This window comes from Bradyrhizobium sp. Ec3.3 (assembly GCF_000472925.1).
GTDB lineage: Bacteria > Pseudomonadota > Alphaproteobacteria > Rhizobiales > Xanthobacteraceae > Bradyrhizobium.
Window position 1 is genome coordinate 125954 of the sequence record NZ_AXAS01000024.1, and the last position, 23912, is coordinate 149865.

Annotated in this window: 24 protein-coding genes and 1 pseudogene; 9 read left to right on the forward strand and 16 right to left on the reverse strand. The window is 63.2% G+C overall.

Translation table 11 applies throughout. The features are described 5' to 3' along the window. Positions 1 to 12: 12 nt before the first annotated feature. A pseudogene (locus YUU_RS51500) lies at positions 13 to 805 on the forward strand (aldolase). Between the two features lie 12 nt (positions 806 to 817). On the opposite strand, the gene YUU_RS0123655 reads toward YUU_RS51500, so the two are convergent. Then, positions 818 to 2044, reverse strand: coding sequence for a lytic murein transglycosylase (locus YUU_RS0123655; RefSeq protein ID WP_027524635.1), 1227 nt, complete (start codon positions 2042 to 2044; stop codon positions 818 to 820). Between the two features lie 90 nt (positions 2045 to 2134). Between YUU_RS0123655 and YUU_RS58845 the strand changes: the two genes are divergently transcribed. Beyond that, positions 2135 to 2302, forward strand: coding sequence for a hypothetical protein (locus YUU_RS58845; protein WP_156944467.1), 168 nt, complete (start codon positions 2135 to 2137; stop codon positions 2300 to 2302). 12 nt (positions 2303 to 2314) lie between these two features. On the opposite strand, the gene YUU_RS0123665 is transcribed toward YUU_RS58845, so the two are convergent. Next, positions 2315 to 2815 carry a MarR family winged helix-turn-helix transcriptional regulator gene (locus tag YUU_RS0123665; RefSeq protein WP_198031814.1) on the reverse strand — a complete coding sequence of 167 codons (501 nt, stop codon included), beginning with the start codon at positions 2813 to 2815 and terminating at the stop codon, positions 2315 to 2317. A 56-nt stretch (positions 2816 to 2871) separates the two neighbouring features. On the opposite strand from YUU_RS0123665, the gene YUU_RS0123670 reads away from it, so the two are divergent. Next, positions 2872 to 3351 (forward strand): carboxymuconolactone decarboxylase family protein, encoded by a 480-nt coding sequence (locus tag YUU_RS0123670; protein WP_027524637.1) that lies wholly within the window; start codon positions 2872 to 2874, stop codon positions 3349 to 3351. 25 nt (positions 3352 to 3376) lie between these two features. Beyond that, positions 3377 to 3886 carry a cupin domain-containing protein gene (locus YUU_RS51505; RefSeq protein WP_156944468.1) on the forward strand — a complete coding sequence of 170 codons (510 nt, stop codon included), beginning with the start codon at positions 3377 to 3379 and terminating at the stop codon, positions 3884 to 3886. 2 nt (positions 3887 to 3888) lie between these two features. Here YUU_RS51505 and YUU_RS60850 read toward each other — a convergent pair whose 3' ends face one another. The 4 genes from YUU_RS60850 to efp all read right to left on the reverse strand — a co-directional run bounded on the left by YUU_RS60850 (position 3889) and on the right by efp (position 7898). After that, the gene (locus YUU_RS60850) at positions 3889 to 4101 is read right to left on the reverse strand and encodes a hypothetical protein (RefSeq protein WP_210164177.1); all 213 of its coding nucleotides are present in this window, start codon (positions 4099 to 4101) and stop codon (positions 3889 to 3891) included. A gap of 486 nt (positions 4102 to 4587) precedes the next feature. Then, positions 4588 to 5496 (reverse strand): amino acid ABC transporter substrate-binding protein, encoded by a 909-nt coding sequence (locus tag YUU_RS0123685; protein ID WP_027524639.1) that lies wholly within the window; start codon positions 5494 to 5496, stop codon positions 4588 to 4590. 174 nt (positions 5497 to 5670) lie between these two features. Next, the gene (locus YUU_RS0123690; protein ID WP_027524640.1) at positions 5671 to 7278 is read right to left on the reverse strand and encodes a peptidase M23; all 1608 of its coding nucleotides are present in this window, start codon (positions 7276 to 7278) and stop codon (positions 5671 to 5673) included. 53 nt (positions 7279 to 7331) lie between these two features. After that, positions 7332 to 7898 (reverse strand): elongation factor P, encoded by a 567-nt coding sequence (gene efp / locus YUU_RS0123695; RefSeq protein WP_027524641.1) that lies wholly within the window; start codon positions 7896 to 7898, stop codon positions 7332 to 7334. Positions 7899 to 8060: 162 nt separating this feature from the next. Between efp and epmA the strand changes: the two genes are divergently transcribed. Genes epmA through YUU_RS0123710 form a run of 3 tightly spaced genes read left to right on the forward strand, consistent with a single transcriptional unit; the run spans position 8061 to position 10503 of the window. Further along, positions 8061 to 9113, forward strand: coding sequence for an EF-P lysine aminoacylase EpmA (epmA, locus tag YUU_RS0123700; protein ID WP_027524642.1), 1053 nt, complete (start codon positions 8061 to 8063; stop codon positions 9111 to 9113). Beyond that, on the forward strand, positions 9110 to 10204 hold the full coding sequence (locus tag YUU_RS0123705; protein WP_027524643.1) for a lysine-2,3-aminomutase-like protein: 1095 nt from the start codon (positions 9110 to 9112) through the stop codon (positions 10202 to 10204). The genes epmA and YUU_RS0123705 overlap by 4 nt, the downstream gene beginning before the upstream one ends. A 47-nt stretch (positions 10205 to 10251) precedes the next feature. After that, positions 10252 to 10503: a hypothetical protein gene (locus YUU_RS0123710; protein WP_027524644.1), complete on the forward strand. Its 252-nt coding sequence runs from the start codon at positions 10252 to 10254 to the stop codon at positions 10501 to 10503. Between the two features lie 53 nt (positions 10504 to 10556). On the opposite strand, the gene YUU_RS0123715 is transcribed toward YUU_RS0123710, so the two are convergent. The 3 genes from YUU_RS0123715 to YUU_RS0123725 all read right to left on the reverse strand — a co-directional run bounded on the left by YUU_RS0123715 (position 10557) and on the right by YUU_RS0123725 (position 13553). Further along, positions 10557 to 11642 (reverse strand): 3-deoxy-7-phosphoheptulonate synthase, encoded by a 1086-nt coding sequence (locus YUU_RS0123715; RefSeq protein ID WP_027524645.1) that lies wholly within the window; start codon positions 11640 to 11642, stop codon positions 10557 to 10559. 232 nt (positions 11643 to 11874) lie between these two features. Next, the gene (locus YUU_RS0123720; RefSeq protein ID WP_027524646.1) at positions 11875 to 12453 is read right to left on the reverse strand and encodes an HdeD family acid-resistance protein; all 579 of its coding nucleotides are present in this window, start codon (positions 12451 to 12453) and stop codon (positions 11875 to 11877) included. 68 nt (positions 12454 to 12521) lie between these two features. Then, on the reverse strand, positions 12522 to 13553 hold the full coding sequence (locus tag YUU_RS0123725) for a PrsW family intramembrane metalloprotease (protein ID WP_027524647.1): 1032 nt from the start codon (positions 13551 to 13553) through the stop codon (positions 12522 to 12524). 222 nt (positions 13554 to 13775) lie between these two features. On the opposite strand from YUU_RS0123725, the gene YUU_RS58850 reads away from it, so the two are divergent. Beyond that, positions 13776 to 14087, forward strand: coding sequence for a hypothetical protein (locus YUU_RS58850; RefSeq protein WP_156944469.1), 312 nt, complete (start codon positions 13776 to 13778; stop codon positions 14085 to 14087). Here the strand turns inward: YUU_RS58850 and YUU_RS51510 are convergent. The 7 genes from YUU_RS51510 to YUU_RS51520 form a co-directional block, all read right to left on the reverse strand. After that, on the reverse strand, positions 14084 to 14353 hold the full coding sequence (locus YUU_RS51510) for a hypothetical protein (protein WP_051389859.1): 270 nt from the start codon (positions 14351 to 14353) through the stop codon (positions 14084 to 14086). The two genes, YUU_RS58850 and YUU_RS51510, sit on opposite strands and share 4 nt — an antisense overlap. Before the next feature lie 199 nt (positions 14354 to 14552). Beyond that, positions 14553 to 15119 (reverse strand): hypothetical protein, encoded by a 567-nt coding sequence (locus YUU_RS0123740; RefSeq protein ID WP_027524649.1) that lies wholly within the window; start codon positions 15117 to 15119, stop codon positions 14553 to 14555. Positions 15120 to 15526: 407 nt separating this feature from the next. Then, on the reverse strand, positions 15527 to 19054 hold the full coding sequence (locus YUU_RS51515) for an autotransporter outer membrane beta-barrel domain-containing protein (RefSeq protein ID WP_156944470.1): 3528 nt from the start codon (positions 19052 to 19054) through the stop codon (positions 15527 to 15529). A gap of 760 nt (positions 19055 to 19814) precedes the next feature. After that, the gene (locus YUU_RS58855; RefSeq protein WP_156944471.1) at positions 19815 to 19964 is read right to left on the reverse strand and encodes a hypothetical protein; all 150 of its coding nucleotides are present in this window, start codon (positions 19962 to 19964) and stop codon (positions 19815 to 19817) included. A 1069-nt stretch (positions 19965 to 21033) separates the two neighbouring features. Further along, positions 21034 to 21240, reverse strand: a complete 207-nt coding sequence (locus YUU_RS0123765; RefSeq protein ID WP_027524651.1) for a hypothetical protein — start codon at positions 21238 to 21240, stop codon at positions 21034 to 21036. A gap of 567 nt (positions 21241 to 21807) precedes the next feature. Continuing rightward, positions 21808 to 22092 (reverse strand): hypothetical protein, encoded by a 285-nt coding sequence (locus tag YUU_RS0123775; protein WP_156944472.1) that lies wholly within the window; start codon positions 22090 to 22092, stop codon positions 21808 to 21810. 747 nt (positions 22093 to 22839) lie between these two features. After that, positions 22840 to 23061: a hypothetical protein gene (locus YUU_RS51520; protein ID WP_371260499.1), complete on the reverse strand. Its 222-nt coding sequence runs from the start codon at positions 23059 to 23061 to the stop codon at positions 22840 to 22842. 58 nt (positions 23062 to 23119) lie between these two features. Here YUU_RS51520 and YUU_RS0123785 point away from each other — a divergent pair. Beyond that, positions 23120 to 23912 (forward strand): IS701 family transposase (locus tag YUU_RS0123785; protein ID WP_035662930.1); only part of this gene is annotated, 793 nt, incomplete at its 3' end.

The window sequence follows — 23912 nt, forward strand, 5'->3', positions numbered from 1 at the left end:
GATGTCTTTGCCATGGCCCACAGTCTGCATTCCGATGCGCCCGCGCCCGTTCGCTCGAACCGTCCGGACCTCGCCAGCGATGCGATCCGCACCGCGCGCGAGGACCTCGCCGCCTGCTTCCGGATGGCGGCGCGGAACGGCTTTGAGGAGGGCATCTGCAACCACTTCTCCGCAGTGGTGCCGGGCCACGACGACCTCTTCCTCGTCAATCCCTATGGCTACGCCTTCCGCGAGCTGACCGCGTCAAAGCTGTTGATCTGCGACTTCCATGGCAACGTGCTCGACGGCGACGGCGTGCCAGAGGCGACCGCCTTCTACATCCATGCCGAGATGCATAAGCGCCTGCCGCGCGCGAAAGTCGCCTTCCACACCCACATGCCCTATGCCACGGCGCTGTCGATGACCGAGGGCGATCCTCTGATCTGGGCCGGCCAGACCGCGCTCAAATTCTATGGCCGCACGGCGGTCGATCGCGACTACAACGGCCTCGCGCTCGACAATCGCGAGGGCGCCCGCATCGCCTCCGCGGTTGGCGATGCCGACATCGTCTTCATGAAGCATCACGGCGTGATGGTGCTCGCCCCGTCCATCGCGGAGGCCTGGGACGATCTCTATTATCTCGAGCGCGCCGCCGAGGTGCAGGTGCTGGCGATGTCGACGGGGGCGCAAGGTGCTGCCCGTCGATCCCGCGACCGCAGCCGCGACCTACAGGCAGATGCGCGAGGGCGATTCCGAATCCGCGCGGTTGCATCTCGCCGCCATCCGCCGCCAGCTCGATGCCGAGGAGCCGCAATACCGGCATTGAGGCAGGATCAGTTCAGGAGCCCTGCCGCAGCTTCGCCAGCACCTTCAGCCCGCCATAACCGTCCGCGGGCGTTATGCCGGCCCTCTGCTGAAAATCCTTGATCGCTTTCATGGTATCGTTGCCGACGCGGCCGTCGGTGCCGCCGGTGTCGAAGCCGGCCTTCGTGAGCCGCGTCTGCATCTCCTGCACTTCGGCAAGCGTCAGTGCGCGCTCGGAGCCGGGGAAGGGCTGGATGAAAGGCGGCGCGCCCAGGCAGCGATCGCCGAGATGGCAGATCGCCAGCGCATAGTTCATCGATGGATTGTAGCTCTTCACCGAATAGAAGTTCGGTCCCAGCAGGAGTGTCGGGCCGCCCGGGACAGGCGTCCACATCTGCGCAGATGCAGTGGGTTGCGGAAACGGCTGGCCGTCGGCGCGCGTGACGCCGGCGGCTTGCCAGGCCGCATACGTTCGACCGCCGCTCAGGTTGGCGGGCGCACGCACCTCGTAGCCCCAATGCTCGCCACGGTGCCACTTGCCGCGATTGACGAGATATTTTGCCGTCGAGCCCAGCGCATCGTCGGGCTTGCCGAATGGCGAGACCTTGCCATCGCCGTCATAGTCGATGCCGACATTGAGCCAGACTTCCGGCATCCATTGCGAATGCCCCATCGCGCCCGCCCAGGAGCCTTGCATCTGTTCTGGCGTGCTCCAGCCCTTGTCGACGATGCGTAGCGCATTGATCAGCTCGGTCTCCCAATAAGCCTTTCGCCGCGGTTCGTTCCAGGCGAGCGCGGCAAGCGAGGGAAATACCGGCTTCATGTGGTTCTGCTGCACCAGCGGATCGCCATAGGCGGATTCCACGCCCCACAGCGCGAGCAACGTGCCGCGCTCGACGCCGAAATCACGCTCGATGCTTGCGAACAGCGCCTCGTTGTTCTTCAGCGCAATTTTGCCGTTGATGATGCGCCAGTCGGACACGCGACGGTTGATGTATTGCCAGACCTGCTCGTTGAACTCCGGCTGATTGCGGATCTCCTTGAACACGCTCATGTCCGGCTCGACGCGCGCCATCGCGCGCTGCCAGGTAGCGGCCGAAATACCCTTGGCCATCGCGCGTGCACGAAAACTCTCGCGCCATTCATCGAAGCCGGGCGGGGTGGCCGCCAGGGCAGGCGAGGCGATGAAGGCTGCTGCGCCGAGCAGGGATTGCAGCGCGGTGCGGCGGGTCGGATGGGGTGAGGAATCAGGCTGGTTCATGCAGACAGCTTAGCCGGAAGCAGGCGCTCTCGTTGGTGAAACCTGACGCCGGAGGGCGACTTTCGACCCATCGATTTACGGAACTTTGGCATGTCATCCCGCAGAATGGCTGCCATGCAGGAGTTGTTCGACCTCATCCGCGCCAATCCCTGGCCCTTTGCCGCCGGGTTGATCGTCGTCATCGTGGCGATTCTGGCCGAAAACTACGAACGCGGTGGCGATGGCACCGGATTCCCCGACATGTCCTGGGACGATTAGGCCGGTTCCTTCCTAGCCCTGCTGCAACTCCGTTGCGATCCGCGCCAGCCAGCGCCGGACGGTGATTTCCGCCTTCGCGTCGAGGCCTGCGGCCAGTCGCTGCTCCAGGGCGACGACACGCTCCCGGCACGTCTTCAGGAGCGTCTTGCCGCGCGCCGTCAGTGTCCATTGCAGGATACGGCCGTGCACGGGATGCGGCGTCTTGCCGATCGCGCCGTCGCGCTCGAGATTGCTGATGATCACGCCGACGGTCTGCGGCGTCAGAAAGGTCAGGCGGGCGACCTCGGCCCCGGAAAGGCCGGGATAGGCCTTCAGCATGGTCAGCACGGCAAATTGCGGCGGCGTGACGCCGAGATCGGCGAGGCTCCGCTCCATGCTGAGCCTCACGGCGGCCTGGGCCTGGCGCAAGAGATAACCGAGATAACCCTCTTCGCCGCGTTTGCCTTCGCCGGGGGCGGGCGGAACTTGCGTCCGTTCCGTTTGCGACTTTGTGATCCGGCGAGGCTTGCGCATAATATAAGAGCCCTGATAACTTGTAAGTACACTTATAATATCACGAGGTGAGGTCCATGTCACACGCCCGCAGCGAATATGAAGACTTCAAGGCGCTTGCCCCCGATGCCTACGACCTGACGCTCGCGCTTGGCCAGCTTGCGGCCAAGGCCGGTCTCGACAAGCAGCTGCTCGAGCTGGTCAAGCTGCGCGCCTCGCAGATCAACGGCTGCGCCTTCTGCGTGCAGCATCACATCCTGCTGTCCGAACGGCTCGGCGTGCCCGTCGACAAGCTCAATCTGGTCGCGGTGTGGCGCGAGGCGCCGATCTTCTCGGCGCGCGAGCGGGCGGCGCTCGCCTGGACCGAGGCGCTGACCTTTCTGCCCGAAGGTGTCAGCGACGACGTCTATGCCGAGGCAAGCCGCGAATTCTCGGCAGTAGAGCTGATGTACCTGACCTCGGCTATCGCCTCGATCAACGTCTGGAACCGTTTTGGGGTCGCCTATCGGTGGACGCCGCCGCAACGGCCGGCCATGGCGCACGCCAAGGCGTCGTGATCATACCCTTTCGAAAGGACACAGGATGTCGTCAACGATATCAGCCATCTCCGCCACACCCTGGCGGCTTGAATCACGACCGCTGTCGCTCGCGATCGTCGCGGGTCTCGCCTGTGCGCTAGCCCTTGGAAAGGCGCTGCCGGTGACGATGGACACCGTCTCCGGCGCGCTGGCGCCGCTTTGCGCGAGTGCGGCTGAAGGTTCGCCGCTCGACAAGGTCGAGCCGATCGGCTCCTACGCGCTGCCGAACGTGCCGGGCAAGCGCGTCACCATCGTGCGCGTCACTTACGGCCCGGGCGGCTTCTCGCGGCCGCACCGGCACGCCGGCTCCGTCACCGCCTATATCACCAAGGGCGAGATCCGCTCCCAGCTCGGCGGTGGCCCTGTCGAGACCTTCACGGTCGGTCAGTCCTTCTTCGAACCGCCGGGCTCCACGCATCTGGTCTCGGCGAATGCGAGCAACACGGAGCCGGCGGAGCTGATCGCGGTGTTCGTGGCGGATGAAGGAGCTCAGCTCACGACATTCATCAACTAGCGCTATTGCGTCGCCTTGCCAGCGCCCGACACCATCGACTTCCAGTCGATTGCGGGGGCATGATCGGAATGGATCATGCGCTCGAAATTGCGATTGGCCTGACCCGTGTCGTGATTGATGGAGGCATCCTTAAGCATGGCGGAGGCCTCGCGGTGGGCGCAAAGGAGAAACACGGCGCTTGCAAGCACGGACAATGTGGATGGTTTGTTGTGCATGGTCGGAACTATCCGTTCAGCGCGAGCGTGCGGGGCGCGTCGCAGAATAGGGGCCGGTGGCGCGGTCCGAAACCACGGACAGGGTCAGAAGATCGTGAACCAAGGCGGTTCCGGACCTAACCAGCGTGCCTTGACCTTCTGCGCCTGCGTCGGGATATCGCATCTCGGATGCCGTAGCCTGCGGCCATTCCCGCGCTGAAAATGCCGACGATGATGAAGATTGCGAGCATCTCAACTGAAAAGCATTTTGCGTGCCATCGACGTTCTCCGGGACAGGAGGCTCAACGCGCGGCGCGTTGCACAAATTGAATGCCGGCGTCAACGCTGGCTGGGATCGGGCAGCTTCGTGTGGGCCATTGATGCAATGCGACTGTCGCGGTTCTCTGCATCGCGCATCGGCAACGGGATCCTTGGTGTCCCCGGACGCAACGCGACCGGGGACACGTGAGCGGGGAACATGTCCGGTTTCGATCGACCGTGTGGCGATCAACCTCCGTACGAAGCAGGATCGGGATTGTCGGACGGGTTCGCGAAGGCCTTCTTCATCGAGGCCGGCATCGGGACGTGGAAGTTCAGGCCGCGCGGCGGCACCGGCTCCATGAACCATTTGTTGTAAATCTTCTCGATCTCGGTGCTCTTGTAGAGCTTGGCAGTCGCACGATCGACGACCGTCTTGAATGGCACATCGTCCTTGCGCAGCATGATGCCGTAGGGCTCCGGATCGGAGAAGGCACCGGAGCTGATGGCGTAGAGCGAGGGGTCCTTCGAGGACGCTATCATGGTCGCGAGCTGGATGTCGTCCATGACGAAGGCCTGGGCACGGTCGGTCTCGACCATCAGGAACGCTTCGGGGGTGTCCTTGGCATTCATCACGGTGATGCCGAGCGAGCGGGCGGCATTGGCCTTGTTGAGCTGGACCAGATTGGTCGAGCCAGAGACCGAGACGACGGTCTTGCCCTTGAGATCGTCGATCTGGTCAAGCTTCTGCGCCTTCTTGGACACGAAGCGGCTGGCCGTGAGGAAATGCGTGTTGGTGAAGGACACCTGCTTCTGGCGCTCGGCATTGTTGGTCGTCGAGCCGCATTCGAGATCGACGGTGCCGTTGGCCATCAGCGGAATGCGGTTCGACGAGGTGACGACGGTTTCGTTGACATCGAGCTTGTCCAGCTTGAGCTCGGCCTTGATCTCGTCGACGATCTTCATGCAGATGTCGATCGCGTAGCCGACGGTCTTCTGGTGGTCGTCGATGTAGCTGAAAGGCGGTGCGGCGTCGCGCACCCCGAGCGTGATCGCGCCGGTGTCCTTGATCTTCTTCAACGTGCCGCTCAGTTCCTGCGCATCGGCAGGGACGGCGAACGCGACGGTCAGCATGGCCGCCGTGGTCCAAAAACGCATGTGCTTCCCTTATTCCGTTTTCAATACGGCGCTCGCGCATTGGTCGCTGCGCCCCCAGCACCCAAGCAATTCTGAGGCCAGATAGGGCGGAGCCTGAAGGGCGCCAGGTCCGGGTCGCTCGCAGCGACGCTGCTGAGGTGGAGCAAACGCCGTCTGTCGACGGCCGCGCTCGCCTCAATTCTCTTCGCTGCCTGAGCCTTCGCGCTGGTCTGGCTTGACGACGTCCTCGGGTAGGGCATGCGCGAGGGGTTGCGCCGCGCCGGCGACCTCCGGGCCGAACTCGCGGCCGCGGCCGCGGATCAGGCGTTCGTAGGCGGAGACGAGGGTGACGTAGGGGTTGACCCAGATCCAGCCCTCGCGGGTGAACACCTGGACGTCGAAATGCAGGTGAAGCGAGGTGCCGCCGGGATGGTCGAGATAATTGGAGATCACGCCGATCTTCTCACCTTCGCTGACCATGCGGCCGTTGACGAGACCGTCTGCGTTCATCACGGACGGGTTCATGTGCATGTAGCGGAAGCGGATGTGCTCGGTGCGGCTGTTGACCTGGAGCGTCGCCGCCTGGTCCTTCGGCCCGCGGATCACGGTCGCGTCGCGCACGGCGACCACGCTCTGCTGCTTGGGGTCGCAGCGTTCGCCGGCGTCAGCATTTGCCGGGCAATCGGCGGCGCGGATGTCCTCGCCCTGGTGGCCGTAGCCGCCCGGGCACTGCCAGACCTCGAAACTGCGGGACTCGCAAAAATTATCGCGCCAGGGATAGGCGGTCGGCCCGTCCGTCTTGTCGCGCTTGCTGTAGGATTGCGAGCGGACGAAGGCGGGCGCCTTCGCCAGCGGAAAGCGAATCTGCGCGTAGGCCATGACGTCGGGATGGCCCGCCTGTTTGCGGTAGCCGGTGTTGGGAATGATGTCGCCGCTCGGCCGGTAGCCGAAATCCGCCGATCGCCCCGAGGGCCGATCGACCATTTCGGAAGCGACGTCCGTCAGCGGACGCAAGCGCTGCCCGCCCGCCACATGCAGCGCCTTGAGGAAACGCTCGGCAACCGGATAGGCTTCCTTGCAGGCGAGCCGCCGCGGTTTGGCGACGCTGTCGAGACACTGGATCGACACGACATAGGCGGCGCCGAAGCGGCTGAAGGCGTAGCGCACATAGCCTTCGCGGATGAAACGGCGCAGATCCGGATATTGGCCGGATAGCGACTTGACCGGTTCGCCCTTGCCGCCGGCGGGATCGGCAAGATCGTAGATCAGCGCGGAACCGGTGATCTGGATCTCCACCGGCTTTGCGAACACGCGTTGCGGCAGGCCTTCGCCGGCGCCCGGCTCGAGTGAGAAGACGGCGTCGTAGCCGGCAGGGCCCGCATCGAACACGTCGGCCGGGCCGAAGTCGGACTGGTAGCGGGCAAGCGACAGGTTCGCCGGCGCGCCGCTGCGCTGCGCGTCGAGATAGGCGGCGGCATCGAAGGGCAGCAGCACCGGAACCGAGCTGCGCGCGATACCTGAGAAGAACTGCGAGGAAACCCCGTTCAGTTGCACCAGCGCCGGCAGCGCGCGGGGATCGAAGCGGCCGACCGAACGCCGCTGTGTGAACACGAAGTCACCGGCGATGGCGGGATGCGCGTTGATTTCGCTGCGGAGCTGGTCGAGCGCTACGCGCCAGTCGACGCGCAGGGCCGTGAGCGAGGGGGTGCGGAATTCGTCCGCCGACAGCGGCGCAGAGCCGGCGACCAAAAGCGTAAGCAACCCCACAAGAGATGAGACGAAGCGGAACCTGTGCCTGCCCACTGTTGTCTCGCCCCCCGGCGACCTTGCCCGTTCCGACCGCTTGGTTGCTTTGCCTAGTCCTTGGCTCGCTCGGCGTAAGAACCGTCTTCCGTCATCACCACGACGCGGGTGCCAACCGAGATGTGCGGCGGCACGGTGGTGCGGACGCCGTTGGAGAGCACCGCGGGCTTGTAGGAGGAGGAAGCGGTCTGGCCCTTGGTCACGGGCTCGGTCTCGACCACTTCCAGCGTCACGCGCTGCGGCAGCGCGATCGACACCGGATTGGCGTCGTGCATGGACAGCTTGACGGTCATGCTCTCCTGGAGATAGGCGGCCGAGTTGCCGACGATGTCCTTGGAAACCTGGACCTGGTCATAGGTCTCGGGATTCATGAAGTGGTAGCCGTCACCATCCTCATAGAGGAAGGTGTAGTTCCGCTCCTCGATCGTGACCTTCTCGACCTGGTCGGTCGTCTTGTAGCGCTCGGAGATCTTTACCCCGTCGCTGATTCGGCGCATTTCGATCTGGCTGACCGGGGTGCCCTTTCCGGGATGGATGTTCTCGGCGGTCACGACGACGTAAAGCTTGCCGTCTTGCTCGATCACGTTGCCCTTGCGAATAGAACTGGCGATGACTCTCAAAGCTGTATTTCCTGCTTGCTTGGCCCGGCACCGGCCAGGACATGGTCTGATTTCGGGGGGACTTGGGGCCTCAAATGGGGCCACTGCGCCCGTTTCGGGCCGCAACATACTGATTTTGCCGTTGGATGCCAGTGTTTTGCTGCCCCCCGGGATGATCCGGTAATGGTTGGGGACAAGCCCAGCAGCCCGTTCTGGACGCCCAACCGCCACCTCGACCGGCGACCATTCCTCCAGGCAAGGGCGGCGATCACGGCGGCCGTCCGGGCCTTCTTCGCCGAGCAGGGCTTTGTCGAGGTGGAAACCTCGGTTTTGCAGGTCTCGCCGGGCAATGAGACCCATCTGCACGCGCCCCGGACCGGGATCATGCGCCCTGACGGCAGCCGGGTGACGCGGTATTTGCGGACTTCGCCGGAATTCGCCTGCAAGAAGCTGCTCGCGGCCGGGGAGCCGCGAATTTTCGAGCTGGCGCGGGTGTTTCGCGACCGGGAGCGGGGCGACCTGCATCTGCCCGAATTCACCATGCTGGAATGGTACCGCGCAGGCGCTCCCTACGACGCCATCATGGCCGACTGCATCGTGGTGATCGCCCAAGCCGCGCAGGCGACCGGGATCGGCCAGTTCTCGTTCCGTGGCCGAACCGCCGACCCCTTTGCGGAGCCGGAGGTTTTGACGGTTGCCCATGCTTTCGAGCAGTTTGCAGGCATCGACCTGCTGTCGACCATTTCGGGCGACGAGGGCGACCGCGATGCGCTCGCCGCTGCTGCAGGGCTGAAGGTAAGGGTCACGGAGGACGACACCTGGTCGGACATCTTCAGCAAGGTCCTGGTCGAGCTTGTCGAGCCGCATCTGGGGCAGGGGCGTTTGACCATTTTGTTCGAATACCCATCTCCCGAGGCAGCGCTCGCACGGGCGAAGGCGGACGATCCACGGGTGGCCGAGCGGTTCGAGGTCTATGCCTGCGGGGTGGAGCTTGCTAACGGCTTTGGCGAATTGACCGATGCCGACGAGCAACGCCGGCGCTTTCAACTGTCGATGGCAGAGAAGCAGCGGCGCTATGGCGAGGCCTATCCGCTGGACGAGGACTTTCTCGCCGCCGTCGGCCAAATGCCGGAGGCGAGCGGCGTGGCGCTCGGCTTCGACCGGCTGGTGATGCTGGCGAGCGGCGCATTACGGATTGATCAGGTGGTATGGACGCCGCCTCAAGGTGAGACATGAAGAAGACCAATCTTGCACGCACCTTGCGCGAGCCGGCCGAGCTCGTAGAGCACGGCCTCGCGCCGGCCTCCGAACTCGCGGCGCTCGAGCGCGTCGCCTCGCGCTACGCGGTCGCGATCACGCCCGAGCTCGTCGGCCTGATCGACAGCTCCGATTCCGATGATCCCATCGCGCGGCAATTCGTTCCGAATGCTGCGGAACTCGAGGTGCAGCCGGGCGAAGATGCCGACCCGATCGGCGATCACGCCTGGTCGCCGGTCCCGGGCATCGTGCATCGCTATCCCGACCGGGTGCTGTTCAAGCTCGTGCATGTCTGCGCAGTGTATTGCCGCTTCTGCTTCCGCCGCGAGATGGTCGGCCCCGGCAAGGAGAACGCGCTGTCGGAGAGCGCCTATCGCGCAGCGATCGCGTATATCCGCGCGCACAGTCAGATCTGGGAGGTAATCCTCACCGGCGGCGATCCCCTGATGCTGTCGCCGCGGCGGATGGGCGAGATCATGGCCGATCTCGCCGGGATCGATCACGTCAAGATCATCCGCCTGCACACCCGCGTGCCGGTGGCCGATCCCGATCGTGTCAGCGACGAGATGGTCGCCGCCTTGAAGGTGAAGGGCGCCACGACCTGGGTCGCACTGCACGCCAACCACGCCCGCGAGCTTACGGACAAGGCGCGCGCCGTTTGCGCCCGCCTCGTTGATGCCGGCATTCCCATGGTGAGCCAGTCCGTGCTGCTGCGCGGGGTCAATGACAACGTCTCCGCTCTGTCGGACTTGATGCGCGCTTTCGTCGAATGCCGGATCAAGCCTTACTACCTGCATCATGGCGATCTCGCGCGCGGCACTGCGCATCTGCGCACCACGCTCGCGGAGGGGCAGGAATTGATGCGCGCGCTGCGCGGCCGGGTGTCGGGGCTGTGCCAGCCGGAATTCGTGCTCGATCTTCCCGGCGGCGCCGGCAAATCGCCGGTTGGCCCGAATTACGTGTTGGCGGTGCAAAATACCGCACCCGCCAAAGGTGATGCGGCAACAGAAACGCGCTATCGTATCGTCGACTATTGCGGCGACGTTCATCTTTATCCGCCTGAGAGCTGAGCGGGTGGAGGCAAGGACGAGCCGACGTTTCGGGATGGAGGAGCAGAATGAGAAAAATCGTCGTGGCCCTGTCGCTTCTGGTCTTGCTCGATGGCGCGGCCATCGCCCAGACCGGCAGCAAGGGGGCTTCATCGGGAGGGGCGACCTCGGGCTCGGTGCTGCCAGCGCCGGTCGGTCATCGCCAGCCGCGCGCCTCGGACGTGCCGAACGAGAAGAACCTCAGCGATCCCACTGATCCCCTGAGCAAGGAAAACCAGGCGCTCGACAAGAAGATCAAGAGCATCTGCCGCGGGTGTTAGGTTATTCTCCGCGGGCAGGGCGTGACAGCTCGCCCCGCCCGGGAGGTCCTGGTCTACGCCGAGCGCTCATGGACTCCGGAGCGCTGCGTGTTCCGCCGGATTTCGACCGCGTCGGCGAGCTGCTTGAGCACGCTCGCCGTCGTCGTCCAGTCGATGCAGCCATCGGTGATGCTCTGGCCGTAAGTGAGCGGCTTGCCCGGCACCACGTCCTGGCGGCCGGCGACGAGGTTGCTCTCGATCATCACACCCATGATGCGGCTCTCGCCACCTGCGATCTGGCCGGCGATGTCGGCGGTGACGAGCGGCTGGTTCTCCGGCTTCTTGCTCGAATTGGCGTGGCTCGCATCCACCATCAGGCGGGGCCCGACGCCGGACTTGGCGAGCTCGGTGCAGGCCGCTGCAACGCTCGCTGCGTCATAGTTCGGCTTGCTGCCGCCGCGCAGGATGATGTGACAGTCCTCGTTGCCCGCGGTCGACGCGATCGCCGAGCGGCCGCGCTTGGTCACCGCCATGAAATGGTGCGGATGGGCGGCTGATTTCACCGCGTCCGCAGCGATGCGGACATTACCGTCGGTGCCGTTCTTGAAGCCGACCGGGCAGGACAGCCCCGACGCCAGCTCGCGATGGATCTGGCTTTCAGTCGTGCGCGCGCCGATCGCGGCCCAGGACACGAGGTCGGCGATGTATTGCGGCGTCGTCATGTCGAGAAATTCAGCGCCTGCCGGCAGGCCCAGATTGTTCACCGCGGACAGCACGTTGCGTGCAAGCCGCAGACCCTTGTTGATGTCGAAGCTGCCATCGAGGTCGGGATCGTTGATCAGACCCTTCCAGCCGACGGTGGTGCGCGGCTTCTCGAAATAGACCCGCATCACGATCTCGAGCTGGTCGGCGAGATCCTCGCGCAGTCGTGCGAGCTTCTCGGCGTAGTCGATCGCAGCCTTGGGATCATGCACGGAGCAGGGGCCGACCACGACCAGAAGGCGGTCGCCCTGGCCATTGAGGATGGCGTGGATTGCGTTGCGCGCCGCCATCACCACGCGGGTTGCAGTGAGCGTGCGCGGGATTTCCCGCATCACCTCTTCCGGCGTGCTCAGCTCTTTCAGTTCGCGGATACGAAGATCGTCGGTCGTGCTCAGCACGGCGGGCTCCTGTTTGTTAGAGAACCTGCCGGCCAATAAAAAAGCCGCCAGGTCTGGCGGCTGTTCGGATGTCTTGCTGCAATGTGTCAGATTGAGCGCGATCCTCCCGCCGCCAGCGAGCTGTCGTAGCTAAAGTACCAAAAATAGCTGGTGGCGAAGGTGATCATGGCGCGCTCTATAGCGCAGCATTTGGGGCTTGTCACCCCCAAACAAGGGGGAGCCAACGCGCCGCTCAAGTGTTGCTGTTGCGTGCCGCAAGCGAGATGCCGATCAGCGTGGCGCCGCCGAACAGGAGGTTGACCCCGACGAGGATACCGATCGCCCATTCCGCCGAGCTCGGCAGTCCCGTGATGACCAGGAACGAGATCACGATGTCGACGAGGCCGGAGATCAGGAGCCACGACCAGCGGCCGGTCAGCTCGCGGCGATGCTCCAGCGCATACATGATTGTGGCGACGCCCTCGGCGAGGAAATACGCCCCGAGCACGATCGTCAGCGTCAGCACCGCCTGCATCGGCCGCGCCAGCAGGACCATGCCGGCGAGCACGGCCAGCGCCGCCGAGATCAGCGACCACCAGAAGCCCGGCATGTTGCGCGCCCAGAAGGTCACAACCAGCCCGCCGATGCCGCTGATCAGGAACATCCAGCCGAGGAAGATCGTGATGGCGAGGCTTGCGAGCGGCGGCAAGATCAGCGCGGCGATGCCGAGAATGACAAGCAGGATGCCCTCGAACAGGAAGGCTTTCCAATGCGCCTTGACCGCTCGGCTCATGGCGGACTGCAGGCGCGCAAATTCCTCGGGCGACGTCATGGAAGTCTCCAAGCCTGAAGGACCTTGCAGTTCACTCTAGTCTGCGCGTTCCGCCGTGACCACCCGCCTCAGGGAGCGGATGAAAACCCTTCCGCGCTGGTGCGGATGCGGTTGCGGCCGAGAACGTAGATCGCCGTTGTGACAACCAGTAGGGCGATACCGAGCAGGATCGAGGTCAGACCGATGGGGATCAGCACCAGCGTCACGTTGTGATCGGGGTTGACCAGCCAGTGATGGATCGAGGTCAGCACGAAGGCGAGGCCGACAAAGCCGACGCCGCCGCCGATCACCAGCAGCGCCCACATGCGCCGAAGCTGGCTGAGGCGCTCGCGCGCAACCTCGGTGCGCGGTGCGTGGTGGCGCGCGACGCGCCGCACCAGGCGGATCGCGAAAGCGATCGAGCTGAAGCCGATCAGAAGGCTCGCCGCGCCGAGCCACATCCGCACATTCGGATCGAGGTCGGGCATCCGCTGCAAGGTCAGCAGCGGAAAATCGAAGCTCGCATGCAGTGCGAGCGGGCCCATCAGCATCAGCACGCGGCTCGAGAAACGCGCCCAGTCGCGATGATGGCGGTGCGCGCCGAGCGCTGTGCCCGAGCGGGCGATGGCGAGATAGGCTCCGGCAATGATGCCGAGTGCGCCGTGGAAGGGCACCGTGAGCACGCTGCGCAGGGCCGCGAGCGAACGCCACATGTCGGCATGTTGCACGAGATAGGCGAGGTTTTCGTAGGCGGCAAAGCCGAGCCCGACGGCGGCGCCATAGACCACCGTGTCCATCGGATTGGCAAAGGTCCGCCGCTTGGTCGAGGACACCAGAACGATGGCGATGACCTTCACCGCTTCCTCCGGCAGCGCCACGCCGAAGATCGAATGCATGGCCAGCGCGGCCCAGGGATCGTCGGGGGCTGCGACCATCTTGGCGAACGGCGCGCGGGCGAGCCCCAGCAGCGAAATGCTGGCCGCACCGAGCAGGAAGGCAGTCCAGACCTGGGCCGGCGGGCCGGGACGCTCCTCGGCCGCGATGACGAGCCAGAGCATCAACAAAGCCGGTGCGACGGCGGCCGTCCCGATTACGGTCGGCAATGCTTCAAGCAGTGTCATCATCGGCTGGACAATAGGTTCCCTCGGTCAGCTTATCCACTTGAAGCGATGCGACGATGTGTCATGCGTCTGCTGTCGCAACGCTTAACGGTCCCGATAGCTGCCGTTCATGCATGCTCGGCATCTCGATCGAAAGGCCTGCGCGATCAAACGCATAACCATCTCCGCTCGATTTCTACATCAAGAACGGCGCGCGTGAGCGGTGATTAGTCAGAAAAATCAATGGATTCAGAGCGTTTCTTAGCTCCACGATGCGCGCGTTCGGACCGCGTGTCCATAAGCGAAATCGCGAAAACCGGGCAGCCGGTGGTCGCCCTCAAGCACCTATCGCCGCTGCGGCGGTTGGTTGCGGTGTGCGCGGGCCTGCTCGAGCTGCCAGAAGAGCCGCACACAACAAGAGCCCAGGAAGACGACGATGAGCAGCAACAGGAAGGCCTGATCGGGAGCGGCAAGATGGTTCATGCCCCTGACAAAGCACCACCTATGCCATCTGTTCCCCGCGGCGCCCTGCACCTGGGGCAGACGCGCTACTAGTGAAGCCCGCCTGTCGCCGCACCCGCATATCCGCCATCGGAAGCTGGTTGAGCGTCGGGAGCGATGTCGAACGCGCCGAGATGGAATTCATCGCCGACCGCATCGGCCGACGGCGCTTGCGCCAGGAGCGTGAAGGCAGCGTCTGGGTACTGCTGCCAGACCTGGATGTCCCCCTCCGTGATCGTCAGCCAGCCGAACGTGTACATGTAGCGTCCGGGCTCGGTGACCCGGCCGACGCGTTCCCAGGTGATCTTGTTGACAGCCATTCGGTCTCCGATCGCAAGCGAGCAATGACAGCGAAGGCCGCGCACAAGGCACGGTCGTCAGCAGTTTGCCTCGGCAATTTGGGCCAAGACAAGGCGATCAGTCGAACGCGGTTAAGGCGGGACGGCGCAGGCGGCCGGCCAGGGCGAGATCAGCCAGCTGTCGAGGTTGCTCGCGCGTCCGAGGCCGCTCCATGGTCCTTCAACGCGAAAGCGCATGATCGCGATGGACAGAGGCGATCAGTCGAACGATTTCGCAGGTGGCAAGGAGGCCGATCAGCCACGCGATGTTGAGCAGTCCGAGGCGCGCCACGACCGACGTCGTGAAGGCACCGGCTCCGCCAAGGAGAGGCGTGACAGCGAACAGCATGAGCTCGTACGCGCCGTAGGCGCACAGCAGGGCAATGGCGAGCACGAGCGGCGTGCTCTTCAAGGAGAGATGTTGGAGCACAGCCGATGCTGCCGCGGTCGCAGCCAGCGCGGCGGCGCCGATCGCAACACCCCAGGCCATCGTGCTTGCATCGATCGGATAGTGAAGCGCGGCGAATCCGATGGTTTGGTTGACGAGCCACGCACCGGTGATGACAAGCAGCGCCGGGCGTTGCGGCAGTGCTGCCGCGGCAATGACCGCGAACGCCGCAAAGGGCGTCGCGCAGGCGAGCGCAAAGCTCGCAAGCGCGCATGACGCGGTCAGCAGCGCGAAACAGAAGGCCGCTGCATGGCGCGGTTCGACCGGACGAAGACGGACGTGATCGACGGAAAGCGGCATGAAATATCCTCTCGTCGAACTCTAATACATTTTCAGATCTGAGACAGTCCGGACGAGATCACGGTTTGGCGGCCGGAGCCTTGGCATCACCGGCCGATGAGCAGGACGATCGTCGCCAAAAAAATGGCGAAACCGATAGCGGGGACGATGATCCAGATGGTTTCGTTCCTCATGCCGACTGATAGGCCGGAATTTGCGGTACTCCGATAGCTATACGTTGGTTTCAGCATGTCCGACGCTAGGGCTGCCTAGTGGCGTCGATGTTCCATTCAAAATCAATGGGTTAGTAAGCGTACTGGGAAAGCAAATTCCACTGCTTTCTAGTAGCTTTTTTGCACGTCCCCAACGCGAAGGCGTTCCTTTCCCTCGCCAGGGAGCCGTGCTGATTTCGAAGATGGCAACCTTCGTCACCAATTTACCCGCAATCCGGCCTTGCCGGTGTAGGCGAATCCGCCGCCGTCAAACCGGCTCTGGTAGGACGCGTTGGCATAGAGCGTCGTATTCGATCTCACCTGCGCGCTGACGCCGACATTGATCTCGCCCCAGAGACCGCCGAGATCAGCAAAGAACGGAATGAAGCCGGTTTCCGAAGAGAACGATGTGACCGGGTTGCCGCGGAATTCATTCCAGAGATTTGGCCGGATCCAGGCGGTAATCGCCTGCTGCGCGAACCCGTCAAGCGCCCATGTGCGACCAAACCTCGCGCCGACTCGAGCGGCGAGCGAATCGACGTCGGCAAAGCGGACCCGGGCCGCGATGTCGGTGGCGTCATGGATGTTGATGTTCTGATAGATCAGCTGCGCCTGCGGTTCGATGAACCAGCCGCCGGCGAACTTGAAGGGATAGCCGCCCTCGAGTGAGGCGGCCAAACCCTGGCCTTGAGTCTTCAATGTCGGCAGGCCGCGGTTGGCCGTCGAGTTGATGTCGTAGAAGGTGCCCTGCAGGATCGCATCAAGGTACCAGCCGGTCGGCCCGAAATGAGTCCAGTAGCCGCCGAGCGTGTAGGCAGCGAAGTCGCTATTGCCTTCTCTGCTGTCGAAATGGGTGACCTGCCCCTGGTTGCCGCCGATCGCGAAATAGCCACCGGCGTGATCGCGCGAACCATCGGGTCGGTCTTGGCGGAGGAAATCCATGCCCGCCTGCAGCCCCAGGAATTGGTATTCAAAGCGCGGACCGCCGGTGCCACCACTCAACACGCCGAGGCTGTCGCCGTGCTGCGTACCGTTGACGCCGATGATCCGACCCCAGCCAAGATACGGTGAGCCGGGAGTGAGCGGGGCAGCCTTGTAGTATCCGGCCGAGGCCGCGCTTGGATCGAACTCCTCTCCGACGCGCTCGTGCAGCGTATCGAGCAGATTGCGGCCATACAGGAGCGCCATCGACGGGATCGCCGCATAGAGCGAGGTCTCGATGCGGAAGTTTGGGGTCGTCGGCGTCGGTGGAATGGGCGGAACCGGTGTCTGACATTCTGGCAAGTTCGGGGCCAGCGTGCAGTTCAGCGTCGAGCGCAGGTACCAGTTGCCGTTTCCTGCATCGGCGCCGACACCGCCCAGGAACAGGGTGTATTCGTAAGGGCCGGCGACGGCGGGCGCGCCGAGCGTGAAGACGCCGCCGGCTGAACGGCCGGGATCAAGTGCCTGCACAACCAGGATGCCGTCGTTGACCGTCAGCGCACCAGCGCCGCCAGCATTCTTGGCAAAGAGCCGCGTCGCACCGCCAGCGCCAAGCGAGGTGCCATCGACCACGAGCACGTCGGAGTGCGAGTTGGCGCCGCCCTCGTTCAGCACGGTGTCGAGCAGAAGCTGGCCGCCATTCGCGATGAATGTACCGCCACCGCTCATGCCGGGCGTATGGCCACCCGAAATCAGCAACACGTCACCGGGAACGGGATTGGCCTGCAGATCGATGATGCCGGAATTGGTGAAGCTGGTCGCCCCGAGAATCTGGCCCTGCACGGGGCCGCCGAGCGCCATCGCATTGAAATTCAGTCCCAGCGGCAAATACTGGCCGGCGGCATCGAGGGTGGTCGCCCCAGGACCGCCCAGCAACGCCAACGTTCCGCTATTGGTGAAGGTACTGGGACTGCCACCAAGATCTGAAACCGCGACACGCAACGTGTCGCGAACTCCGTCGCCATTGGTGTCGGCGAAATGGCGCAAGTTGAAGATGCCGTTGTTGGTGACATCGTTCACGCCCGCGAGCTGGACAAAACCGGTGATGGTGCCGTTGTTGATGATGATCGGATCGCCGGCAACGGCGCGATCAGACAGTGCGCTTATGCTCCCGTCATTGGTCAGGGTCGCGAGCCCACCTGCGGAGCTGAGGAAAACACCGGTGGCCTGCAAGCCCCAAATCGGCCCGACACCGGTCAGGTCGGCCTGCCAGCCGCCCATGATCGATCCGCCTTGCGCGATGTTGACCGTCACGCCACCGCTGCCGCTCGTTGCGCTGATTGCGGTACCGAACTGTCCCGGCGTCGATACGTTGGCCGCGTTGACCTCGACATGTCCTGTCGTTGTGGAGCGCGCAACCGGCCCGTGCAAAGTCTGGGTATCGGTGAGTAGCCCGCTGTTTCTAGCGAGTATCGTGCCACTGTCAGCCAATATGCCAACAGCATTGGAGCTATTCGTCGTGTCGATCGGCCCGGTGGCATTGATGGTGATGCTGCCACTGCCGGAAAGGGCAACGATGCCAGCGCCGCCACCGCCCTGGGTGGTAATGCCGGGGCCGGTGTAGGTCACCGTGGTTGGCGCGTCGGCGTAACTGATGGTTCGGATACCTACGGGATCGTTGAAAATATTCGAATCGGGGACCGCGGTCCCGAAGCTCATGATGGTCGATGCTACGGTCGCAGTTAGCGACCGTCCGTTTGCTGCGGTGGCCGAATCCAACTGGACAGCGATGCCCGCCTTCACAGGTTGAGTAGGGCTGCCGTCCCCGGGGTTCGCGCCACTGACGGTTATGACGGTGCCAGGACTGGTGGTGACCGATGCCGAGCCGTCGCCCTCGGCCCATACGACGATGCCACGAGGCTTGTTTCCAAACACGTTGATCGTGCCACTATTGTATGTCACCGACGCATCGCCGGCTCCCGACGGGACAAGCAGGGAGTCACCGGCATGAGCGATCAAGCCGTAAAAACCGGCCCCACCTACACCCGGCGTGCCCGTGATATTGCCGGAAGCAACTATTGCGGCGTTTCCTATTCCGCGGTTATCGGCCTGGATGCCAGTCGCCTCGGTTCCGCTAGAGGTTAGGCTCCCGCCGCTCCAGGTTACGCTCGCCAGATGTGGGATCCCCGTCAGGTTTGGCATTGCGAACGCAACGATCGCGTCCTCACTTGCGGTGCCGGCCACGTCAATCGTCGTGTTCGTTGCGCTGATGATCGCGTCGCCGCTCGACTGGATCCGCAATCCGGTGTTGTTAGCCGTAAGAGGATTGGCCGTATTGTTGATGGTCACACTATCCGTAGTGATGGTGATGTTGGCACTGCCCGAAGTTACGCCCGTTGAGTTAGCGGCGTTCACGGCGTTAACGCTGCCTGCGCCGGCGGGGATGACGACATTGACGCCGGGTAGAAGTGTGAGGCCGATGGGGGTGCCGCCCAGGCCGTTATTGGTATCGACGTTGATGCCGCCGGAATAGGGGTTGCCGCCCAGCGTACAGATCGTGTTGCTCGCGGGACCCGCGCACTGCGCCAGCGCTGGCGACAGTCCCGCATCGAATGCGGCGACGGCAGTTACAATGGCGGCTAACGAAACGGTTGATAGCAGCCGATAGCGTAGCAATCGATACGAGTCGAAATCACGAACCAGTCGGTGGAGCGCGACGGTCGCAACCGAATGGTGATCTCGACGCTTTATGGCGTTCCAGACTTGTGGGTCCGATAAACAAGCGCCGACGGCCGCGAATCCATGCTTCATCGCTTTCCCCACCGAGGTGATACAAGCAAATGAAAAAGGCGCGCCGTCCCGTTTGGTTGGAACGCAAACACAATCGTTGCGTCACACGATCAGCATGACGCTTAAATTCAAGCTCCCCAGCCTGACTGTAAGCCGACGCCACAATCGTCAATGAAGTCGTGCACGTCTCCTTGTCCCCGCGCGACGCCATCCGTGATTTGTGGTCATAATCCCCAGCAACGATCCGGCAACTACGGGACCGTTGCTTGTGAGGCCTGTCGGATTGCCGATAGGCACGCTCATACAAGACGATAAACCCAGAGCGTGCAATTGTCCTTAAAGACAATTGCCCGCTAGAGGTGCGGTCCTGGTTGCAACGATCAGCGGCGCACTGCCCTTGAGCTAATGCTTGCTTTGAGCATGCAAGGTCCGAAAGAACCCTTGCGAGCGCACGGGCGAAGGAGAGAAAGACTTCGATGTGGGAGCGACCCCGTTGACGGAACTGTCCGATGCGCAACCTTACGAGATCGCCGGGACGAGCTGAGGTCATCGGAGACGCACACCGCGATGCCGCGCTCGAGCCGGCGGATCACCGGTCGGTATGGGGGAACTCGTAGCGCTCCAGCCGCTCGACGGCTGCCTCTTGCTCGTGATGTCCCAACCACAGGACGAAGAGGATCAGCGAGCCGCCTAAAGCAGCCTGGCCGAAAGCTAGCTGCCTCATCCCGTTTGAATGCGCAGTAGGGCCCGACGTTCCCGCGTTTTCCAGGCGGCGCCGCTTCGGTTCCGCGTCCTATATTGACGGGCTGACCGATCCGCAGGGCATATGGGTTTTGACCAGGCGCCCGTGCAGGCACTCTCCATGCCGCTCGTGGACGAAGGCAAGCAAGCCCATGACAATCAAAGCAGCGACGACACACACGATTACGAAGTTCTGCGTCATGATGCCACTCCAGGGCCGGAGTCTGATCCGCGGCTATCGGGCGGGATCAGCACATCATTGAGGAGCTCAGGCGGTGAACGAAAAACTGCCCGCCAACTCCTAGGCCGGCGGGTTCGCCATGCGTCGCAGCTTCATCTTGGCAGGTGACTTTTTTTGCTTTGGGGCAGCGAGAACCTGCGGACTGTCGCTGTCGGGCTGGCGTTGTTGCTGCGCTGGTGAAATGGGCCGTTCAAATCTGGCAGCCCACCGCTGCGCGGACCGCCTTTCAAGTTCTAGAGGGACCGTACTCACGACCGGAACTCCGGGTTCACGATCCTGCCCTGGCTTGGAGACCTCAACGCTCACGACGTCTCAAAGGTCCCATTCGGGATTTCCCGGTCTCGACCGGACACAGGCGAGTCCACACTCGCGCGCGTGCGAACCTCCGGTATGACGACCGCGGAACGTCGCGCGCCGTCGCGCTCCTTTTCGGCCTCCGGGCGCCTAGGTGTGACGTGGGTCACGGCGCGAACGAACCCAAGAGAGCCACACTCTTCTCTTCCTAAACCATTGCAGGAGCGAGAATGAGCAACGAACTTCACGAACTATCCATCGGCGATCTCGATGAGGTTAGCGGTGGCATCTACAGGGATTTCACCCCTGGCCCGGCCGTTGTGCCATCCATCCCCATCCCGCCGCCCTTGCTGGGGCTCTTGGGGGCCGGCCCGGTCATCCCTGGAGGGTACGGCCCGATCGGTACCATCACCCCTCAGTAACGCGCGTTCTTAACGCAGGCGGCGCCTCAAGCGCCGTCTGCACACCTTACCGCGCCTGGGACATCTTCCAATACAGGCACGCCCGCCTCAGATTTTTTTCGAGCCAACTCCGCGTCGCTAGCGGAGCCATAGAGCCACGAGGGCACACGTGAAGCCTGCCGCCAGGATGCTCGCCGCCGTTAGGGTGACTAGATCAATTGACCAGGGGTGTCGTTTTCCACCGATCAAGTCGAAGTGTCTGGAGTGGTGGTCGTCCCTGAATGTCTGAAGGCGCATGACACGCACTCCCTTGTGCGCGGTACCCTGACCTGGCCTTAGTATCCTGACTTGGCCTTTGCACCGCTGGCCGCATTTCCGGTCGTCGTTCCAGTCGACATGCCGGTCGTCGTGCCTGGCGCCATCTTCTTCCCTGCATGGTGAACTTTGTGGGTCGTCTGGTGGGTCGTCGACATGGCGCTTGTGGCTGTTGGAGCGACGCTTAGGCCGATGGCGATAGCTCCCACAATGAGTGCCTTGAGCATGGCAAACCTCCGGTCGGCCTGCCCCAAAAGAAAACCGGCGGATTTGTGAAAAGTTCCTTTTTCGCCTCGATTTCAGCCACCCAGCGCGCGTCGCTCATGCGTCGGCAGGAGGCCTCACAAGGCGCTGCAGCCCAGCCCACGAGTGTTGCTTCCGATGAGGGCAATCGCAAGCCCGTCCAGGAATCGGCGCCGGTTATTTTGGTCACTGACCGCCACTAGGCGCGCTTGCGATCCTCTCGACGACCGTGTGTGAAGTTAGCTTGACGGCACTTCTGACGGGTCGCCATGGCGGCCCGTTTCGTTTACCCGCCAACTGCGAGCGCGGCCTCGTTCTCGATCTGGCGCCGCAAGTTAGTTCGGGAGCCGGGCGTCGTCCGACGTCGGTCGAGCATTTCCGTTCGCGCCGATCTCGCAGGTCCTAGCCTGGCGTATCAGTCGGTCTCGCTCCGCGCCCGGGGCAACCGAATGTGCGCGCAGGCGCGCCGCAGCGGCCTGCTCGAGGAGCCGCTTTCGTTCGGCAGCGAAGTCAGTGTCGCGTCGCATCTTAGTCCCCGTCGACATTCTGAATCACAGATTAGGGTAGTAGATGTGAGCACCCAGCACCGTCGCCCTTCGGCCACACTCAGGCGCATGACGTCCGCTTATCCACAGCGCGGAGCGCCAGCCCGCGAGCGCGGGGTGCATATCAGTGAGGATCTGCAAAAAGCGCTGGCGGCGACGCCGCGCAAGCATGTCTGCGTCATCACCACCGAGTTCGGGAAGCAGTTCACGGTCGACGGCTTCAGCGGCTTCATGCGCGATGCCATCAAGCGGGCAGGATCGGACGTCCGAGATCATGCGGGCGGCCGTCACGTACACGTCTCTCAACGGCGCCATCAACGGCGCATGGAGGGCGGAGCACACTGGCAATTCAACCGTTGCCGAGCCGGTTCTCACGCTGGCGGGGCGTAAGGCGTATGTCAGCCTATCGTGCAATCTGTCGTCGTCGTCGATTCCCCCGCGGGGTTGGCGGCTGCGAGGTCCGGTTCGGATTTGCCTCCAATGCCGGGCCTCGCTTCTTACCGCTGTTCAAGGCTCGCATAATCCCGATGCGAGCAAGCATCGTCGGACCGCCTTTCTCAGCGACCAGGATCAGCGCCTCCATCGCGGCCTGCCATTCCGGGCGATCGTGCACGGCCTTCGGCAGCTCGGCAATGTATTCGCCGGCATCGCGCAGCGTGGCCAGCCAGCTCTGTGTTCACAAGTGCACCGACCGGCGGGTTCGATTGCCCTAAAGGCCAATTTTACTCAACTCGCGGTGTGCTGCAAAAGGATGGCTGGCGCGGACCTGTTTCGCCAGGGGTCGCTAAGAGCCGGACATCGCTCATCGGGAAAAATAGGAACCGGGGCATCTCTAAGCATTTGTTGCGTTCTTGAAGCGTCCAGGAGTCGTTCATGCTGACAGCCGCAGAATGCCAAGCACTTGCCGACGAATACAGATCCCGCGCTCGGCAGCCCGAAATCTCGAAAGAGTGTGCCGCCATGCTCACGAATATCGCGCGAAGTTTTGCCGGTCTCGGGACCCAGCTTGATCGCCTCTCCGCCTACATGAGAGATGATTCAAACCGGAGACCACGTCAGTCGACTTCTGTTTTCAGCAACCGCACATAGGTCCCGCCTCTCGCGCAGCTCGAGCCAGCCGCGTTCGATTGCATGATTGATGCCGGCGCCAAACTCTTCGCCGCTGGCCTTCAGCGTATAGAGGAACGGGGCGTTGATCTTCTCGATATGAATGCGGCCGTCTTGGACGGCTTCGATGCCGGCGGCGATCTCGACTAGCACTACTTTGGCAGATTGTCGGTTTTGCCGTGCTTTATAGGATTCCCGAATCAATTTTTCAATGATTCATGGGTGGTCGGCTCTTGGAGGGCTGACCATGACGGGATGGGAAGACGAACTTGAACGCTGGCTGATGCCGTTCTTGGACCGGCTGGGTCATAAGACTCGGCAGCGCATGTGTCCTCTGTATGTTGCGGGATTGATCGGTCCTGGCGATCGCAAGAGCGTTCAGCCGATGGCGGAGCGCCTTGCCACGGGCAACTACGACCAGCTGCACCATTTCATTGCGGACGGTGTCTGGGACGCGACGCCGCTGGAGACGGAGCTGCTCCACCGGGCGGACCGACTTGTCGGCGGTAGCGATGCGGTGCTCGTTATTGACGACACCTCACTGCCGAAGAAGGGCGAACGCTCGGTTGGTGTTGCGGCTCAATACGCGTCGGCTCTCGGCAAAACGGCAAATTGCCAAACGCTGGTGTCTTTGACGCTCGCGCGCGGCGAAGTGCCAGTGATGGTCGCGTTACGTCTCTTTCTGCCTGACAGTTGGGCAAGCGACGTGTCTCGTTTGAAGCGCGCTCGCGTGCCAGTCGAACACCGAACGCCACGGTCCAAGCCGGAAATTGCTTTAGCCGAGATCGACCGCGCGATGGCAGCCAACGNGCACTTTGGATGTGTGCTGGCCGATGCAGGNTACGGGCTTAGCGCACCGTTTCGACAAGGGCTAACGGAGCGCGGGCTGGCCTGGGCGGTCGGCATCCCTCGACACCTGAAGGTGTATCCGGTTGATGTGAAGCTTATTTGGCCGATTACCAAAGTCCGCGGGAAACCACGAAAGCACCACGTGCCCGATATCT

Coding starts and splice junctions, on each gene's coding strand:
- YUU_RS0123710 (WP_027524644.1), top strand. CDS start 10,252: ATGAGAAAAATCGTCGTGGCCCTGTCGCTTCTGGTCTTGCTCGATGGC.
- YUU_RS60850 (WP_210164177.1), bottom strand. CDS start 4,101: ATGCACAACAAACCATCCACATTGTCCGTGCTTGCAAGCGCCGTGTTT.
- YUU_RS58855 (WP_156944471.1), bottom strand. CDS start 19,964: ATGACGCAGAACTTCGTAATCGTGTGTGTCGTCGCTGCTTTGATTGTC.
- YUU_RS51505 (WP_156944468.1), top strand. CDS start 3,377: ATGTCGTCAACGATATCAGCCATCTCCGCCACACCCTGGCGGCTTGAA.
- YUU_RS0123655 (WP_027524635.1), bottom strand. CDS start 2,044: ATGAACCAGCCTGATTCCTCACCCCATCCGACCCGCCGCACCGCGCTG.
- YUU_RS0123685 (WP_027524639.1), bottom strand. CDS start 5,496: ATGCGTTTTTGGACCACGGCGGCCATGCTGACCGTCGCGTTCGCCGTC.
- YUU_RS0123740 (WP_027524649.1), bottom strand. CDS start 15,119: ATGCCGCTTTCCGTCGATCACGTCCGTCTTCGTCCGGTCGAACCGCGC.
- epmA (WP_027524642.1), top strand. CDS start 8,061: ATGGTTGGGGACAAGCCCAGCAGCCCGTTCTGGACGCCCAACCGCCAC.
- YUU_RS0123670 (WP_027524637.1), top strand. CDS start 2,872: ATGTCACACGCCCGCAGCGAATATGAAGACTTCAAGGCGCTTGCCCCC.
- YUU_RS0123705 (WP_027524643.1), top strand. CDS start 9,110: ATGAAGAAGACCAATCTTGCACGCACCTTGCGCGAGCCGGCCGAGCTC.
- YUU_RS51510 (WP_051389859.1), bottom strand. CDS start 14,353: ATGGCTGTCAACAAGATCACCTGGGAACGCGTCGGCCGGGTCACCGAG.
- YUU_RS0123720 (WP_027524646.1), bottom strand. CDS start 12,453: ATGACGTCGCCCGAGGAATTTGCGCGCCTGCAGTCCGCCATGAGCCGA.
- YUU_RS0123765 (WP_027524651.1), bottom strand. CDS start 21,240: ATGCTCAAGGCACTCATTGTGGGAGCTATCGCCATCGGCCTAAGCGTC.
- YUU_RS58850 (WP_156944469.1), top strand. CDS start 13,776: ATGGATTCAGAGCGTTTCTTAGCTCCACGATGCGCGCGTTCGGACCGC.
- YUU_RS0123725 (WP_027524647.1), bottom strand. CDS start 13,553: ATGACACTGCTTGAAGCATTGCCGACCGTAATCGGGACGGCCGCCGTC.
- YUU_RS0123665 (WP_198031814.1), bottom strand. CDS start 2,815: ATGCGCAAGCCTCGCCGGATCACAAAGTCGCAAACGGAACGGACGCAA.
- YUU_RS58845 (WP_156944467.1), top strand. CDS start 2,135: ATGTCATCCCGCAGAATGGCTGCCATGCAGGAGTTGTTCGACCTCATC.